The organism is Xanthomonas sp. MUS 060 (genome assembly GCF_000963215.1).
GTDB lineage: Bacteria > Pseudomonadota > Gammaproteobacteria > Xanthomonadales > Xanthomonadaceae > Xanthomonas_A.
The window spans coordinates 63673-78914 of sequence record NZ_JZIM01000003.1; the positions used below are offsets into that span (position 1 = coordinate 63673).

A 15242-nucleotide genomic window follows, 5' to 3' on the forward strand; every position below is an offset into this window, starting at 1 on the left:
ACGACGACGATGAGCACCTCACAGGTTTCTTCTTCCGTGGCGACTTCCTCCACGCGCAGCTCCGGTCTGTTCGACGCCGCCGCGCTGCGTGCGGCGCTGCGCGACAGCGTGTTGAAATTGTCGCCGCGCCATCTACTCGGCAGCCCGGTGATGGCGGTGGTCTTCGCCGGCACGTTGTTGTCGGCATTGATCACGCTGGCTGGGCAGGGGCCGGCTGGTTTCGGTTGGGCGGTGACTGCGATTCTGTTGATCACCGTGTTGTTCGGCAACTTCGCCGAAGCGGTTGCCGAGGCGCGCGGTCGCGGCCAGGCTGCCTCGCTGCGGCGCGCGCGCAAAGACCTGGTGGCGCGCCGCGTCGCCAGTGCGCGGCTGGACGGCGAGGTCAGCATTCCCGCCGCCGAGTTGCGCCCGGGCGACTTGGTGGTGGTGTCCGCCGGCGAGTTGATTCCCGCCGATGGTGAGATCGTGCACGGCCTGGCAACGATCAACGAAGCTGCGGTGACCGGCGAGTCGGCCCCCGTACTGCGCGAAGCTGGCACGGATCGTTCGGGCGTCATCGGTGGCACCAAAGTGCTGTCCGACGAGATCGTGGTGAAGGTCACCGCCGAGCCTGGGCATAGCTTCCTGGATCGCATGATCGCGCTGGTGGAAGGCGCCAATCGGCAGAAGACGCCGAATGAAATCGCCCTGACCATGCTGCTGGCGGCGATGACCCTGACCTTCCTGATCGTGGTGGCGACACTGCCGGCGATTGCCGCCTTCGTCGGTGTGCGGGTCGATCCGCTGCTGCTGATCGCGCTGCTGGTGTGCTTGATTCCCACGACCATCGGCGGGCTGTTGCCGGCGATTGGTATCGCCGGTATGAACCGCGCGCTGTCGGCCAATGTGCTGGCCAAATCGGGCAAGGCGGTGGAAGTGGCCGGCGACGTGGATGTGCTGCTGCTGGACAAGACCGGCACCATCACCCACGGCGATCGTCAGGCCACCGTGTTCCATGTCCTCAGCGGTGTCGACATGGCGCAGTTGCGCGAAGCGGCGATGCTGTCCTCGCTGGCCGACCCTACCCCGGAAGGCAAGTCGATCGTGCGTCTGGCGCGCGAGCAAGGTCTGCCGCCAGCCGATCCGCAGGATGCCAATTTCGTTGCCTTCACCGCGCAGACGCGCATGTCCGGGGTGGATCTGCCGGCGCAGGGCGAGCACGCGCCGCGCTCGATCCGCAAGGGCGCCGCCGATGCGCTGATCCGCCACGTCACCGCGCTCGGTGGGCAAGTGCCGGCGGAGTTGAAGAGCCGTGTCGAGCAGGTCGCACGCAGCGGTGCCACGCCGCTGGTGGTGGCCGAAGGCCGGCATGTACTCGGCGTGGTCGAGCTGTCGGACGTGGTCAAGCACGGCGTGCGGGAGAAATTCGCGCGGCTGCGCGCGATGGGCATCAAGACCGTGATGATCACCGGCGACAACCCGCTCACCGCTGCGGCGATTGCCGCCGAGGCCGGCGTGGACGACTACATCGCCGAAGCCACGCCCGAGGACAAACTGGCGCGCATCCGTCAGGAACAGGCCGGTGGGCGGTTGGTGGCGATGGTCGGCGACGGCACCAACGATGCGCCGGCGCTGGCCCAGGCCGATGTCGGCCTGGCGATGAATTCGGGCACGCAGGCGGCCAAGGAAGCCGGCAACATGGTCGATCTGGATTCGGATCCGGCCAAACTGTTGGCGGTGGTGGAAGTGGGCAAGCAGCAATTGATTACCCGCGGCGCGCTGACCACGTTCTCGTTGGCCAACGATGTGTCCAAATACTTCGCGATCCTGCCGGCGTTGTTCGCCGCCTCGATCCCGCAGATGGCGGCGCTGAACGTGATGCGTCTGTCCAGCCCGGCGCATGCGGTGCTAGCCGCGTTGATCTTCAACGCGCTGGTGATTCCCGCGTTGATCCCGCTGGCGCTGCGCGGCGTGCGCTTCACTCCGTCCTCGGCGACTTCGCTGCTACGCCGGAACATGCTGATCTACGGCGTTGGTGGCGTGCTGCTGCCGTTCGTCGGGATCAAGGCGATCGATCTGCTGCTGGTGGCGCTAGGCTGAGCCTGGCGCTGTTTTTCCCGACTCTTCCGGAACTGCTGCAATGAACGTTTCTTCTGTTTCTCCGCGCGAACCGATGCGCCTGCGTGCGGTCCTGGTCTTGCCGTTGCTGGTGCTGGGCGCAGCGGCGTTGTACTCGCTGATTGCCACCGTGCTGGCGGGCGCGCTGTTTCCCGCACAGGCCAATGGCAGCCTGCGCGAACGCGACGGACACGTGATCGGCTCGGTGCTGGTGGCGCAGCCTTTCGCCGCGCCTGGCTATTTTCAGCCGCGTCCCTCCGGCGCCAAGTACGATCCGATGTCTGCCGCTGGTAGCAATCAGGCGCGTAGTAATCCGGATCTGATCAAACGTCTGGACGAAACCCGCCACGCGATTGCGGCGCGCGAGGGCATCGCTCCGGAGGCCGTGCCGGATGATCTGCTGACGCAGTCCGGCAGCGGCCTGGACCCGGAGATCAGCGTGGCTGCTGCGCAGGTGCAGGTGGCGCGTGTCGCTGCGGCACGCGCACTCGCGCCGCAGCGCGTTGCTGCTTTGGTTGCCGCCCACGTGCAGCCGCGCCAGTTCGGCGTGCTCGGCGAGCCACGGGTGAACGTGCTGGAGTTGAATCTGGCGCTGGATGACGCTGCCGCAAGTGCGGCGGGTTCTCAGGGACACGGCGCGCAGCAAGCGCAACCACAGCCGCGATAAGGCGCCGGGAACGGTGCCGGCGCTGTTACGCTGTCGCCACGTTCGATTCCCAGACTTTTCATGTCCGACCTCCGCACCCAACAGGCCGATGCTCTGATCGGCGAACTCCAGCGCGAACGCGGTGGGCGCTTGACGGTATTCCTCGGCGCAGCGCCCGGCGTGGGCAAGACCTATGCGATGTTGTCGCGTGCCCGGCAGTTGCAACAGCAGGGGAGCGCGCTGGTGATCGGCGTGGTCGAGACCCATGGCCGCGTCGAGACCGCGGCGCTGCTGGAAGGGCTCACCGTGCAGCCGCGGCGGCGGGTGGAGTATCGCGGCCGGACCTTGGATGAGATGGATCTGGATGCGCTGTTGGCGCTGCGTCCACCGTTGGTGCTGGTCGACGAATTGGCCCATCGCAATGCGCCAGGCAGTCGCCACGAGCGCCGCTGGCAGGACGTGGAAGAACTGCTCGATGCCGGTATCGACGTTTACAGCACGGTCAACATTCAACACCTGGAAAGCCTCAACGATGTGGTCCATCGCATTACCGGCGTGCGTGTCAGCGAGACCGTGCCCGATGCGATGTTCGACCGTCTGCGCGATATCGTTCTGGTCGATCTGCCGCCGCGCGAACTGATCGAGCGCCTGCAGCAAGGCAAGGTGTATCTGCCCGAACAAGCGGGCCAGGCCTTGCAGGCATTTTTCTCGCCCTCGAATCTGGCGGCGCTGCGCGAACTGGCGATGCAGACCGCTGCCGATCGTGTCGACAACGATCTGCGCGACGTGCAGGCCGCACAGGGACGACCCGGAGTCGCGCTGCGGCGGCGGGTGATGGTGGCGATCGATGGCCGCGGCCAGTCCGATTATCTGGTGCGGGTGGCACGGCGTGTGGCCGAGCGTCGCGGCTCGCCGTGGACCGTGGTCACCGTGCAAACCCAGGCGCAGCCTGAGGAAGCCTGGCAATTGGAGATCGACCGTGCTTTTGCGTTAGCGCGACGGCTCGGCGGCGATGCCGCGCTGTTGCGCGGCAGCAACGTGGCCGACGCCTTGCTCGACCACGCCGCGCGCAATGGCGTCTCCAGTTTGTTGCTCGGCCGCACGCGCGAGCGACCGCTGGCGCGGATGATCAACCGGACGCTGACCCAGCAGCTGTTGCAGCGTGGCGCGCACTACGAACTGGTCATCATCAGCTCGCCGGAGGCGCGTGCGCGCTCGCGGCGGCGCTGGCGCAGCCCCGGCCATTGGTTGTCACGCGATGATCTTGCGTTCGCCACCGTGGCTTCCGCACTGGCGGTGGTGGTGGCATGGATTGCCGAGCGCTGGGTCGGTATCGATGATCTGTCGATGGTGTTCATCGTCGCGGTGGTGATGGTCGCGGCGAAGACGCGCATGGCGGCGGCGGTGCTGGCGGCACTGTTGAGTTTTTTCGGCTACAACTTTTTCTTCATCGAGCCGCGCTTCACCTTCCAAATTGGCACGCGTCAGGGTGTGGTCACGGTGTTGCTGTTCCTGGTCGCCGCGCTCGTCGCTGGACGGCTGGCCTCGCGCCTGCGCAGCCAGGTGCTGGCCTTGCGCGCGGCCAATGCGCAGACCACCGCATTGCAGCGGCTGGGCCGCGAATTGACCAGCGCCGCCGACCTCGGCCAGGTACTGGATGCGGGACGTCGCGCGTTGGCCACCACGCTCGATGCGGAGGCCTGGGTGCGATTGCAGCCGCTGGAAGCCGCGCATGCCGGCGCCGATGACTATGCGCCGTCGATGGCGGCGGTGGATCGCAGTGCCGCCGACTGGGCGCAGCGCCACGGTCAGGCCACTGGACGCTTCACCGATACCCTGGCCGGTGCCAGTTGGTGGTTTTTGCCGGTGCGCCACGAGCGTGGCGCGATCGGTGTGGTCGGCCTGCGTTTTGCCGCCGGAGTGCACCGTCCTGGCCTGGAACAACAACGCCTGGCCGAGGCGATGGTCGAGGACATCGGCCAGGCGGCGCTGCGCACGCGCTTGGTCGCCGACTTGGAAAGCGCGCGCGTCAGCGGCGAGACCGAGCACCTGCGCTCGGCGTTGCTGTCGTCGGTGTCGCACGATCTACGCTCGCCGTTGGCCGCCATGATCGGCGCGGCCAGCAGCCTGTCCAGCTATGGTCAGGCGATGAGCGCCGAAGACCGCCGCAGCCTGCTGGACACCATCCAGATGGAAGGCGAGCGCCTGGACCGCTACATCCAGAACCTGCTGGACATGACCCGGCTCGGCCACAATGGGCTGACCTTGAACCGCGACTGGATCGGCGTGGACGAACTGATCGGCTCGGCGGCGCGGCGTCTGCAGCGCTACCAGCCACAGGTGCTGTTGGACATCGTCCTGGCGGCGGACCTGCCCACGCTCTGGGTGCATCCGGCGCTGGTCGAGCAGGCGGTCTTCAACGTGCTGGAGAACGCGGCCAAGTTCTCGCCGCCGGAGACGGCGATCCGAGTCGCGGCGATGATGGTGGAAGGACGCTTGCGGATCGACATCGCCGACCGTGGCCCGGGCATCCCGGAGGACGAACGCGCGCGTATTTTCGATATGTTCTACAGTGTCGAACGCGGCGACCGTGGTCGCCACGGCACCGGCCTGGGGCTGACCATCTGCCAGGGCATGATCGGTGCCCACGGCGGCAGCGTCGAAGCGTTGCCCGGTCCGGATGGTCGCGGCACCACGATTCGCATTACCCTTCCATTGATCGAACCCGTTGCCCCTCCGCGCCGCCCAGATGCCGACTGAGTCCCACGCCGATCCGATTCCGCCGCCGCGTATTCTGGTGATTGACGACGAGCCGCAGATTCGTCGCTTCCTTGACATCAGCCTGCGCGCGCAGGGCTACCGCGTGCAGCAGGCGGCCACCGGTGCCGAAGGCTTGGCGCAATTGGCCGCGCATGGTGCCGAATTGGTGGTGCTGGATGTCGGCCTGCCCGATCAGGACGGACACAGCGTGCTACGCGAACTACGGCAATGGTCGTCGGTGCCGGTGATCATGCTGACGGTGCGTGCCGGGGAGACGGAAAAAGTGCAGGCGCTGGATGCTGGTGCCAACGACTACGTGACCAAGCCGTTTGGCGTACAGGAATTGATGGCGCGCATCCGCGTGTTGTTGCGGATGCAGCCGACGGCGGGCGAGGCCGAGCCGGTGTTCGACGACGGCCATCTGCACATCCATCTGGGGCTGCGCGAGGTCCGCCTGGAGGGCGAACCGCTGCCGCTCAGCCGCAAGGAGTACGCGCTATTGGCGCTGCTGCTGCGCCACAGCGGTCGGGTGGTGACGCAGCCACAGTTATTACGCGAATTGTGGGGGCCCACGCACCAGGACGACACCCATTACCTGCGCATTCTTGTCGGCAAGTTGCGGCAGAAACTCGGCGACAGTGCGGTGGCACCACGCTACATCGCCACCGAGCCCGGCGTGGGACTGCGTTTCATCGGGATGTCGTGCAGCGCGTAGCGTTGCCTCTGCCCGGATACATCCGCAGCAGCGTTTTAGAGTGGCCGACAAAACAACTGCGTCGCCGTCGGACGGGTGCTGCCAGTGTTTGGAATCCGCACTAACCCGTGCACACGGGGGCTCCTGCGCGCTGTCCGCGCCCAACCGATAGCGATGCGCGACCCTTTGTTATCCACTCTTAGTCGCCAGGTGGTGTGGAAGTAAGCTGTACTGCGCCCGGAGATTGATCCCTTCACCGCATACCGCTCAAACATTCATTGCATTGCATCGCATCAGCGATCCGGCAACACCTTCCCTGGGTTGAGAATGCCGTCGGGGTCCAGGGCGCGCTTGATCGCACGCATCGCCTCCAGGGTCGCCGTGTCGAAAGCCTGGGTCATGTAGTCGCGCTTAGCAACGCCGATGCCGTGCTCGCCCGAGAGCGTACCTTCCAGAGCCAGCACCAGCCCAAACAGGCGTGGCAGCGCGGCCTGCGCGCGGGCGCTTTCGTCGGTGTCGTCGGGTGCGTACATGATGTTGACGTGCAAGTTGCCGTTGCCGGCATGGCCGAAGGCGACGATCGGCAGTGCGAACTCCGCCGCCAACGCCTCCACGCCGGCGACCAGGTCGGGAATGCGCGATACCGGCACCACCACGTCTTCGTTGATCTTGCCCGCACGGATTGTGCGCAGTGCTGGGGAGAGTGCGCGTCGCGCCGCCCACAGCCGGTCGCGTGCGCTGCCGTCGGCGGCCACATCCAGTGCCATCATGCCATCGCCCTCGGCGGCAGCGGCCAGCGCCTGCAATGCGTAGGGCAGGGTGTCGTGGTCGCCGTCGGCCTCGATCAGCAACATCGCGCCGGCCTCGGGCACGTCGCTGCCGTTCTGACGTAATAGGGCGATGGCGCTGCGGTCCATGAATTCCAGCATCGTCGGTGTGCTCGGCTGCGCCATCAGCCGCGACACGGCCGCCGCCGCACTGGTAGCGTCGCGGTATAGGACGCGCAGGCCGGCCTGCGCCAATGGCCGTGGCGAGAGTTTCAGGGTCGCTTCCACGATCAGCGCCAGCGTGCCTTCGCTGCCGACCAGCAAGTGGGTCAGGTCGTAGCCGGTGGCATCCTTTGTGTATGCGCCGCCGCAGCGGATCAATTCGCCGCTGCCGGTGACGGCGACCAGGCCGAGCACGTTGTCGCGGGTGGCGCCGTATTTCACCGCGCGTGGCCCGCCGGCGTTGGTCGAGAGATTGCCTCCGACGCTGCAGATCTCCGCACTGGAAGGGTCCGGCGGCCAGAACAGGCCGTGCGGTGCGAGCGCTTGCTGCAGGTCGCCGTTGAGCACGCCGGGTTCGACCACTGCGCAGCGGTCCTGCGGACGCAACTGCACGATGCGATTCATGCGCGCGAACGACAGCACTACGCCGCCGGCGAACGGCACCGCAGCGCCAGCGGTGCCGGTGCCGGCCCCGCGCGCTACCAGCGGCACGCGATGGGCGCGACAGGCGCGCACGATCGCCTGAACCTGCGCGGGGGTCTGCGGTAGCGCGACCGCGTCGGCCAGCGCCCAGCGCCGCGAATCGTCCTCGCCGTAGTTGCGGCGGCTGGTGGCGTCGGTGCGCCAGCCTTCGTCACCGAGCAGGGCGGCGAGCGTATCGGTCAAGGTGGCAGGCAGTGACGTGGTCATGGCAGTGACGGCGCAGAAGAGGAGCAGGGTGGCGGCAGTCGTTTCCAGGCGAGGATTGCCAGCCTCAGGAGCTGCCACACTCGGCGCTGTGCTGGCACAAACGCGGCGGTCTTGAGCGCCAACGGAACCGCCGTGTGCGGGAAGAGACCGAGCATGTCAGACATCGTCTGCGCGGAAAGCGTCGCGCAGCCAGGTCAGTCGTGGCGGCTCGCCCTCGGCTTCGACCACGTCGAAGCGGCACGGCCATGTCGCGTACTGCGGATGTGCGGCGAGGAATAACTGCGCCGCCAATAACAAGCGGCGGCGTTTACGCAGATCGACCGAGGCCGCGCCGCCGCCGAACGCGGCGTTGCGTCGGTAACGCACTTCGACGAACACCAGGCCCTGTTCCTGCTGCATCACCAAGTCCAACTCGCCGCCACGGAAGGCCACGTTCGCCGCGACCAGGCGCAAGCCGGCACGTTGCAGTTCGGCCCGTGCCGCCGCTTCTACCGCCTTACCGCGCTGGCGCCGATCAGGTTCCATCAGGTAGCGGAGTGGCCTGTCCACCGCTGAAGGTGGACCAGGCCGGGGTACGCAGGATGTTGCCGAGACCGTCCAGATGCAGCACGCCCGTGGCGCCGCGCAAGCTGCTTTCCTTGCCGGTGGCGAGTTTTTCCAGATAGGCGGTGATCTGCCAGGCGTCGTAGCCGAACGCGAACAGGCGCTGGCCCGGGCCGCGTGCGGTCGGCAGCATGTCAGCGACGCTGGTCGCCGCCGGCAGGCCGCCGATGCCGCGCACGTTCCACAGCTCGCTCGGATAGGCGATGCCGTCCAGCACCAGATCGTCCTCGGGTTTGCCGGTACCCAGCACCAACTGCGAGGTCGCCACCCGGGTCTTGCCAGCGAACCCGGCCAGCGCCAGTTGTGGCGTCAGCGCGCGTGCGGTGTTGCCCTTCACCGCAAGGAAAACTGCGTCGGCGGCGACCGCATTGCGTAGCTGTGGGCCGATATCGCCGGGCGTTTCGGCCACGCTGACGCTGCCGGCGATCTTGCCGCCGCGTTCGCTGAAACGTTCGCGGAACGCGGCCGCCGCGCGGCGACCGTTGTCGTCATTGCTGCCGATCACCAGCGCATTGCGACGCTCGTGGGCCAGCAGGTATTCGGCGGCGGCGATGCCGTCGTCTTCCGGCGCCAGCGAGAAGCCGGCGCTGCCGCTGGGCGGTGCGCTGGTGCCGCGATTCAGCGCCAGCACCGGCACGGGCAGTGCGCCGCGTCCGAAGAGTGCGGTCACTTCGTCGCGGCCGAGCGGACCGACCACGAAATCGGCGCCGCTGTTGATCGCCTTCTGGTAGGCGGCCAGTGCGCCGGCCGGAGTGCCGGTGGTGTCGATGAAGTCGATCGGCGGCCGTCGCCGGTTCTCGCCGTAGTAGCCGGCGAGCAGGCCGTCGCGCACCGGTGCGGCGGCGATGGCCAGGTTGCCGCTCAGCGGCAGCAACACCGCCAATTTGGCCGGTGGGCGGTAGCCATCGCGTTCGGCCGGTGGCCGCTTGCTGGTGTCCACGCCCCATTGCGCGGCTTGGTTGCGATCGTTGCCGCTCGCACTGGTGGCCTGCGCTTGGGTCTGCTGCGCCGCGTCCCATGCCTTCGCTGCTGCTTGGTTCACAGAGGCGCTCGGCGTCACGCTGGTGGTGGCGCAGCCGGCGAACAACAGCGCCAGCAACGACAGGGCGGAAATCCTCGCGAATCGCTTGTTCATTTCTGGTCCATTCGGCTGGGCACGCCGGGCGTGCCGGGGAAAACCGCTACGATTCTACCCTTGACCACGGAACACCGTAGATGAGCGATCAACCCGGAACCCTGCATGTCGTCGCCACGCCGATCGGTAACCTTGCCGACCTGACGCCGCGTGCGCAGGAGGTACTTCGGTCGGTGGCGGCGATCTGTGCCGAGGACACCCGCCGCAGCGGGCAGTTACTGGCGCATTTCGGCATCGAACGGCCGTTGCTCGCACTGCATGAACATAACGAGGAGGCGCTGGCGCAGCGCATTGTCGCGCGCTTGCGCGGCGGCGAGTCGCTGGCCCTGGTCAGCGACGCCGGCACCCCGCTGGTCAGCGACCCCGGTTATCGGCTGGTGCGTGCCGCGCGCGTGGCCGGTGTGCGGGTCAGCCCGGTTCCCGGTGCCTGCGCGGCGATTGCGGCGCTCAGCGTGGCGGGATTGCCCAGCGATCGCTTCGCGTTCGAGGGCTTTTTGCCGGCCAAGGCCGCCGCCCGCCGCGAGCGTCTGGCGCGGCTGGCCGGCGAGGCGCGCACTCTGGTGTTCTACGAGGCGTCGCACCGTATCGCCGAGTCCCTGGCCGACTGCCGCGCCGCGTTCGGTGACACCCGTCCGGCGGTGATGGCGCGCGAGTTGACCAAGCTGTTCGAGACCGTGCTCGACGGTACCCTGGCCGACCTGCACGCGCGAGTGGAGGCCGACGACAACCAGCGCAAGGGCGAGTTCGTGTTGATCGTGCAGGGCGCTGGCGACGATGCCGACGCGCAACTGGCCGAAGGCCGCCGCGTCTACGCCAAGCTCAGCGAACACCTGCCGCCGTCCACCGCCGCCAAGCTGGCCGCCGAACTCACCGGGGCGGCGCGCAAGGCGTTGTATGGCGGATGAGGTGGTTCTGCCAGTGCGCAGGGTTGTCCATATATGCGCAAGAGGCGCATCGTGTTTGCCGACATGCGACAATACGCACGGCGGAGTCGGCCAGACAGTCGCGTCATTCCAGCGCATTTCGGTGTGCTGGGGTGCCGAGGAAAGTCCGGGCTCCACAGGGCAAGGTGCCAGGTAACGCCTGGGCGGCGCGAGCCGACGGAAAGTGCAACAGAAAGATACCGCCTACGTCCCTCGCCACCCCGCTGCCGCTGCTGGAGTGTATTGGCGATGCGCGGCATCGGCCAAGCGCGTTCGGCGACGGCAGCGGGGTGGCGAGGGGCCGGTAAGGGTGAAATGGTGCGGTAAGAGCGCACCGCGAGTCCGGTAACGGACCGGCACGGCAAACCCCACCTGGAGCAAGACCAAATAGGGACCTCATGGCGCGGCCCGCGTCGGGTCCGGGTAGGTTGCTCGAGCGTATCGGTGACGGTGCGCCTAGAAGAATGACTGTCCACGACAGAACCCGGCTTATCGGCCGGCTCCGCCACTTCCTCTCTTATCTGAGTCGCCGTCCCGGCCGCATGCCGCTCTCGGGCGTGGCGGCTTTTCGGATCGCCGGCTCATGCCTCCTGGGCGTGGTTGTTCTTTCCCATCCGTCCTGCGAAATCTCCTGTCCAGCCCGAACCGACGCGCGTGGTTGCCAGCCGTTGGCGCGACCAGGGCGTTGACGCAGCTGGCCGCGTCCGCCGCAGAGGCGCATGCGCCAACGCAAGTTGCTGCCCTGCGCGAACCATCAGGCCCATGCGGTCGAGTGTGCGGCCTTTGCGCAGTACGGCAGGAGTGGGCGATCCGCGATGACAGTTCTTCGTGGCGGCCTTAACGCGGCGTACACAGTGCTTTAACGCCACGTACACAGGGCTGAATTTTCGTTCAATATTAAAATTTCATCAGAAACAGTAACTTGTGGATAAGCCTTGAACAATTCTCTAAAGAGTCGCGCAAATCATTGATCCCGCAGGTGATTTGTTGTTCTGGAAGTTGTTGACAACCGGTCGCGCGCTGCTAAGGTGGGGACTTGGGGGGGAACCGGGTTTTTTGTGGTTTTTCATGGTTCAATGACCGCTCCAAGCGGAATCAAAAAGAAGAAGGTATAGGCGCTGTGTTTCAGGGCGAGACCGCGATCACTGTTGACGACAAGGGGCGTATGGCGGTTCCCACCGCATACCGCGACCTTGTTGCGCGCATGAGCGGCAATCGACTGGTGCTGACCTACAACCCCTTCGAGGCCGGATGCCTGTGGCTGTATGCGGAAAAGGAGTGGGAGCGGGTCCGTGACGAGGTCATGGCCAAGCCCAATACCCAGCGCGTGGTGCGGGTCCTGCAGCAAAAGCTGGTGGGGTCGTCTGCGGCGCTTGAGCTGGATGCCAATGCCCGTATCACCGTTCCGCCGAGCCATCGCGCTGCGGTGGGCATTGAAAAGCGCGCCGTGCTGTTGGGCATGGGCGATAAGTTCGAATTGTGGAGCGAGCAGGCTCATCGCGCATTGATCCATCAGACCTTGTCTGACGAAGATCTGGGCGATGGATTGCTCGATCTGAAGTTGTGAGTCGGGGTGTCCGGGTGCGCGGACAGGCGCAGGCCGGTCACCTCGCGGTGTCGCAATCATCGGCAGCGCATGTGCCGGTGTTGTTCGCGCAGGTCATGGACGGGCTGCAGGTGATCGAAAACGGAATCTATCTGGATGGCACGTTCGGGCGTGGAGGACACGCGCGCGGAGTGCTGCACAAACTCGGCCCAGGAGGCCGGCTGCTGGTGATGGACAAGGATCCCGAGGCGATTGCCGAAGCCGAACATGCGTTCGGCGACGACGCGCGCGTGTCCATCCGTCGCGGCAGTTTCGCCGAGTTGGGGCATTGGGATGCGGCAGCCGACCTGGACGGGGTGCTGTTCGACCTGGGTGTGTCCTCGCCGCAGTTGGATGTGGCCGAGCGCGGTTTCTCGTTCGGCAAGGACGGTCCGCTGGATATGCGCATGGATCCGCACGCCGGCGAGAGCGCGGCGCAGTGGCTGGCGCGCGCCGACGAGCGCGAGATCGCCGATGTGCTGTGGCATTACGGCGAGGAGCGGCAGAGCCGGCGCATCGCCCGTGCCATCGTCGCGCGTCGTGTCGAGCTGCCGTTGACCCGCACCGCGCAATTGGCCGAGTTGATCGCCACAGTGATGCCGCGTGGCGATAGCAAGACGCATCCTGCCACGCGCAGCTTCCAGGCGATCCGCATCCACATCAATCGCGAATTGGCCGATCTGGAGAGCGGGCTGGACGCGGCGCTGGCCAGGCTCAAGCCGGGTGGGCGTCTGGCCGTGATCAGCTTCCATTCGCTGGAAGACCGCATCGTCAAACACTTCATGCAGCGTCACGCCAAGGCGCCGCCGAGCAACCGGCGTCTGCCCGAGGCGCAGGCGTTTGTGCCGGTCCTGCGCCTGCACGGCGGCGCGATCAAGGCCGATGCCGACGAACTTGCTGGCAACCCGCGTGCGCGTAGCGCCGTGCTGCGGGTGGCGGAGAAACTGGCGCAGTTCGAGAGTCATGTCCCGGCGTCGCTGCACCGGAGTGGTACATGAGCCGCCTGCTGCTGATCGTGCTGCTGAGCTGCACCATCGCCTCGGCGATTGGGGTGGTGTACATGCGCCATCGGCATCGCCAATTGTTCGTCGAACTGGCGCAGTTGGAGCACGCCCGCGACGATTTGAATATCGAGTTCGGCCGGTTGCAGCTTGAGCAGGCGACCTGGGCCGAGAGCAACCGTGTCGATCAGCTCGCGCGTGAGCGCTTGGGGATGAAGTTCCCCGAAACCGGCGACATCGTGGTGGTGCGCCCATGAGCAAGGCCGGCCGCAACCGTTCCCGCAGCAACTTCAATCTGCGCGGCCGTCTGGCGCTGGTCGGTGCTGCGTTGGGGTTGTGCTCGATGACGCTGATCGGTCGTGCCGCTTATGTGCAGTTGATCAATACCGATTTCTATCAACGTCAGGGCGAGGCGCGGTTTTTGCGCGACCTGCCGATTGCGACTTCGCGCGGCATGATCACCGACCGCAATGGCGAACCGCTGGCGGTGTCCACGCCGGTGGAATCGATTTGGGTCAATCCGCAGGAACTGCTACGTAATCCCGACCGCATCCCGCAGTTGGCACAGGCGTTGGAGCTGCCCGTCGATGAGTTGACCGTCAAGTTGTCGCAGAAGGTGGACAAGGAGTTCATCTACATCAAGCGTCGGATCAACCCGGACAAAGCGCATGCGGTGATTGCGTTGGGCATTCCGGGTGTGTTTTCGCAGCGCGAGTTCCGCCGCTTCTACCCGCAGGGCGAAGCGATGGCGCACGTGCTGGGCTTCACCAACATCGATGATCGCGGCCAGGAGGGGCTGGAGCTGGCCTTCGATGAGTGGTTGCGTGGTAAGCCCGGTGCCAAGCGCGTGATTCGCGACCGCAAGGGCGCGATCGTGGAGAGCATCGATCTGGTCAAGCCGGCGCAACCTGGCAAGGACCTGACCCTCAGCATCGACCGCCGTATCCAGTTCCTGGCGTACAAGGAATTGCGTAAAGCGCTGGTGGAAAACAAGGCGGCCGGTGGCTCCATCGTGATCATGGATGTGGTCACGGGCGAGATCCTGGCCATGGTCAATCTGCCGACCTACAACCCGAATGCTGTTACCGGCGTCAATCCGGACGCGCGTCGCAACCGTGCGCTCACCGATATCGTCGAGCCGGGCTCGACAATGAAGCCGTTGACCATCTCCGCCGCGCTCAAGGCCGGTGTGGTCACCAAGGACACCTTGATCGACACCAATCCGGGCTACATGGCGGTCGGTCGTTTCACCATCAAAGACGTACCGCACAACAACGGCGTGTTGACCGTGACCGGCGTGATTACCCGCAGCTCCAACATCGGCGCGGCGAAGATTGCAGCCAAGCTGCCGGACCAGACCTTCTACGATCAGATTCACAGCTACGGATACGGCAGTGCACCGCACAGCGGCTTCCCGGGCGAATCGGCCGGTGTGTTGCCGTCGCCAGCGCGCTGGAGCGGTTCGTCCAAGACCACGATGGCGTATGGCTACGGCCTGTCGGTGACGCCGTTGCAGATTGCACGCGCCTATTGCGCGCTCGGCAACGGCGGCAGGTTGGTGACGCCGACCTTCGTCAAGGGCCAGCACGAGGAAACCAAGCAAGTGCTGGACCCGGCCATCGCCAAGGAAGTGGTGGCGATGATGGAGACGGTGGTGACTCAGGGCGGCGCTAAAGGTGCGGCGATTCTGGGCTATCACGTTGCCGGCAAGACCGGCACCGCGCGCAAGACCGGCCCAGGTGGCTACGAGCGCGGTCACTACAACGCGCTGTTCGCGGGCCTGGTGCCGGCGAGCCATCCGCGCTTTGCGACGGTCATCGTGATCAACGATCCACAGGGCACCAAGTACTACGGCGGTCTGGTGTCGGCGCCGGTGTTCCATAACGTGATGGAAGGTGCGCTGCGGCTGATGGACGTGCCGCCGGATGACATTCAATCGTGGCTGGCGGCGCAGGCCGCCGGCAAGAGTGGGCATGCGCCGCCGCCGGTGCCGACCGAGCCAGACCCGGCCACCGTGCCGGACGCTGCCGCCGAGGTCGATGCCGCGCTGCCGAGTGTGCGCGCCATTGCACCGCCGTCGGCCGCGCTGCCGGTGCCGTTGCAGGAGACGCACCAGTGA

General features: G+C 66.3%; 11 protein-coding genes, 1 other RNA gene and 1 pseudogene. 10 read left to right on the plus strand and 3 right to left on the minus strand.

Features of this window, described 5'->3' with window-relative positions:
* The first annotated feature begins 9 nt into the window (after positions 1-9).
* Genes kdpB through XANALMUS060_RS05020 form a run of 4 tightly spaced genes read left to right on the plus strand, consistent with a single transcriptional unit; the run spans position 10 to position 6218 of the window.
* Positions 10-2079: a potassium-transporting ATPase subunit KdpB gene (gene kdpB / locus XANALMUS060_RS05005; protein WP_045728564.1), complete on the plus strand. Its 2070-nt coding sequence runs from the start codon at positions 10-12 to the stop codon at positions 2077-2079.
* A gap of 40 nt (positions 2080-2119) precedes the next feature.
* Entirely contained in the window at positions 2120-2764 is a 645-nt protein-coding gene (gene kdpC, locus XANALMUS060_RS05010) for a potassium-transporting ATPase subunit KdpC (RefSeq protein WP_045737445.1), read from the plus strand.
* Between the two features lie 60 nt (positions 2765-2824).
* Entirely contained in the window at positions 2825-5503 is a 2679-nt protein-coding gene (locus XANALMUS060_RS05015) for a sensor histidine kinase KdpD (RefSeq protein ID WP_045737446.1), read from the plus strand.
* Positions 5493-6218 carry a response regulator transcription factor gene (locus XANALMUS060_RS05020; protein ID WP_045728561.1) on the plus strand — a complete coding sequence of 242 codons (726 nt, stop codon included), beginning with the start codon at positions 5493-5495 and terminating at the stop codon, positions 6216-6218. The genes XANALMUS060_RS05015 and XANALMUS060_RS05020 overlap by 11 nt, the downstream gene beginning before the upstream one ends.
* Before the next feature lie 272 nt (positions 6219-6490).
* On the opposite strand, the gene XANALMUS060_RS05025 is transcribed toward XANALMUS060_RS05020, so the two are convergent.
* The 3 genes and pseudogenes from XANALMUS060_RS05025 to XANALMUS060_RS05035 all read right to left on the minus strand — a co-directional run.
* Entirely contained in the window at positions 6491-7876 is a 1386-nt protein-coding gene (locus XANALMUS060_RS05025) for an FAD-linked oxidase C-terminal domain-containing protein (RefSeq protein ID WP_045737447.1), read from the minus strand.
* A gap of 156 nt (positions 7877-8032) precedes the next feature.
* A complete protein-coding gene (locus XANALMUS060_RS05030; RefSeq protein ID WP_045728559.1) occupies positions 8033-8401 on the minus strand; it encodes a YraN family protein in 369 nt (122 codons plus the stop codon).
* Positions 8391-9431, minus strand: a pseudogene (locus XANALMUS060_RS05035) (penicillin-binding protein activator); the annotation flags it as partial. The pseudogene XANALMUS060_RS05035 and the gene XANALMUS060_RS05030, both read right to left, overlap by 11 nt.
* A gap of 263 nt (positions 9432-9694) precedes the next feature.
* Here XANALMUS060_RS05035 and rsmI point away from each other — a divergent pair.
* The 6 genes from rsmI to XANALMUS060_RS05065 all read left to right on the plus strand — a co-directional run bounded on the left by rsmI (position 9695) and on the right by XANALMUS060_RS05065 (position 15242).
* Positions 9695-10519 (plus strand): 16S rRNA (cytidine(1402)-2'-O)-methyltransferase, encoded by an 825-nt coding sequence (gene rsmI / locus XANALMUS060_RS05040; protein ID WP_045737449.1) that lies wholly within the window; start codon positions 9695-9697, stop codon positions 10517-10519.
* 82 nt (positions 10520-10601) lie between these two features.
* An RNA gene (rnpB, locus tag XANALMUS060_RS17445) (RNase P RNA component class A) lies at positions 10602-11045 on the plus strand.
* 603 nt (positions 11046-11648) lie between these two features.
* The gene (locus tag XANALMUS060_RS05050; RefSeq protein WP_152624975.1) at positions 11649-12104 is read left to right on the plus strand and encodes a division/cell wall cluster transcriptional repressor MraZ; all 456 of its coding nucleotides are present in this window, start codon (positions 11649-11651) and stop codon (positions 12102-12104) included.
* A 14-nt stretch (positions 12105-12118) separates the two neighbouring features.
* Positions 12119-13120 carry a 16S rRNA (cytosine(1402)-N(4))-methyltransferase RsmH gene (gene rsmH, locus XANALMUS060_RS05055; protein WP_045737451.1) on the plus strand — a complete coding sequence of 334 codons (1002 nt, stop codon included), beginning with the start codon at positions 12119-12121 and terminating at the stop codon, positions 13118-13120.
* Positions 13117-13380, plus strand: a complete 264-nt coding sequence (gene ftsL / locus XANALMUS060_RS05060; protein WP_045728554.1) for a cell division protein FtsL — start codon at positions 13117-13119, stop codon at positions 13378-13380. The genes rsmH and ftsL overlap by 4 nt, the downstream gene beginning before the upstream one ends.
* Entirely contained in the window at positions 13377-15242 is a 1866-nt protein-coding gene (locus tag XANALMUS060_RS05065; protein WP_045737452.1) for a penicillin-binding transpeptidase domain-containing protein, read from the plus strand. The genes ftsL and XANALMUS060_RS05065 overlap by 4 nt, the downstream gene beginning before the upstream one ends.

Excerpts from the sequence above, each read along its gene's own strand:
- kdpB (WP_045728564.1), top strand. The coding sequence starts at position 10 with ATGAGCACCTCACAGGTTTCTTCTTCCGTGGCGACTTCCTCCACGCGC.
- kdpC (WP_045737445.1), top strand. The coding sequence starts at position 2,120 with ATGAACGTTTCTTCTGTTTCTCCGCGCGAACCGATGCGCCTGCGTGCG.
- XANALMUS060_RS05015 (WP_045737446.1), top strand. The coding sequence starts at position 2,825 with ATGTCCGACCTCCGCACCCAACAGGCCGATGCTCTGATCGGCGAACTC.
- XANALMUS060_RS05020 (WP_045728561.1), top strand. The coding sequence starts at position 5,493 with ATGCCGACTGAGTCCCACGCCGATCCGATTCCGCCGCCGCGTATTCTG.
- XANALMUS060_RS05025 (WP_045737447.1), bottom strand. The coding sequence starts at position 7,876 with ATGACCACGTCACTGCCTGCCACCTTGACCGATACGCTCGCCGCCCTG.
- XANALMUS060_RS05030 (WP_045728559.1), bottom strand. The coding sequence starts at position 8,401 with ATGGAACCTGATCGGCGCCAGCGCGGTAAGGCGGTAGAAGCGGCGGCA.
- rsmI (WP_045737449.1), top strand. The coding sequence starts at position 9,695 with ATGAGCGATCAACCCGGAACCCTGCATGTCGTCGCCACGCCGATCGGT.
- ftsL (WP_045728554.1), top strand. The coding sequence starts at position 13,117 with ATGAGCCGCCTGCTGCTGATCGTGCTGCTGAGCTGCACCATCGCCTCG.
- XANALMUS060_RS05065 (WP_045737452.1), top strand. The coding sequence starts at position 13,377 with ATGAGCAAGGCCGGCCGCAACCGTTCCCGCAGCAACTTCAATCTGCGC.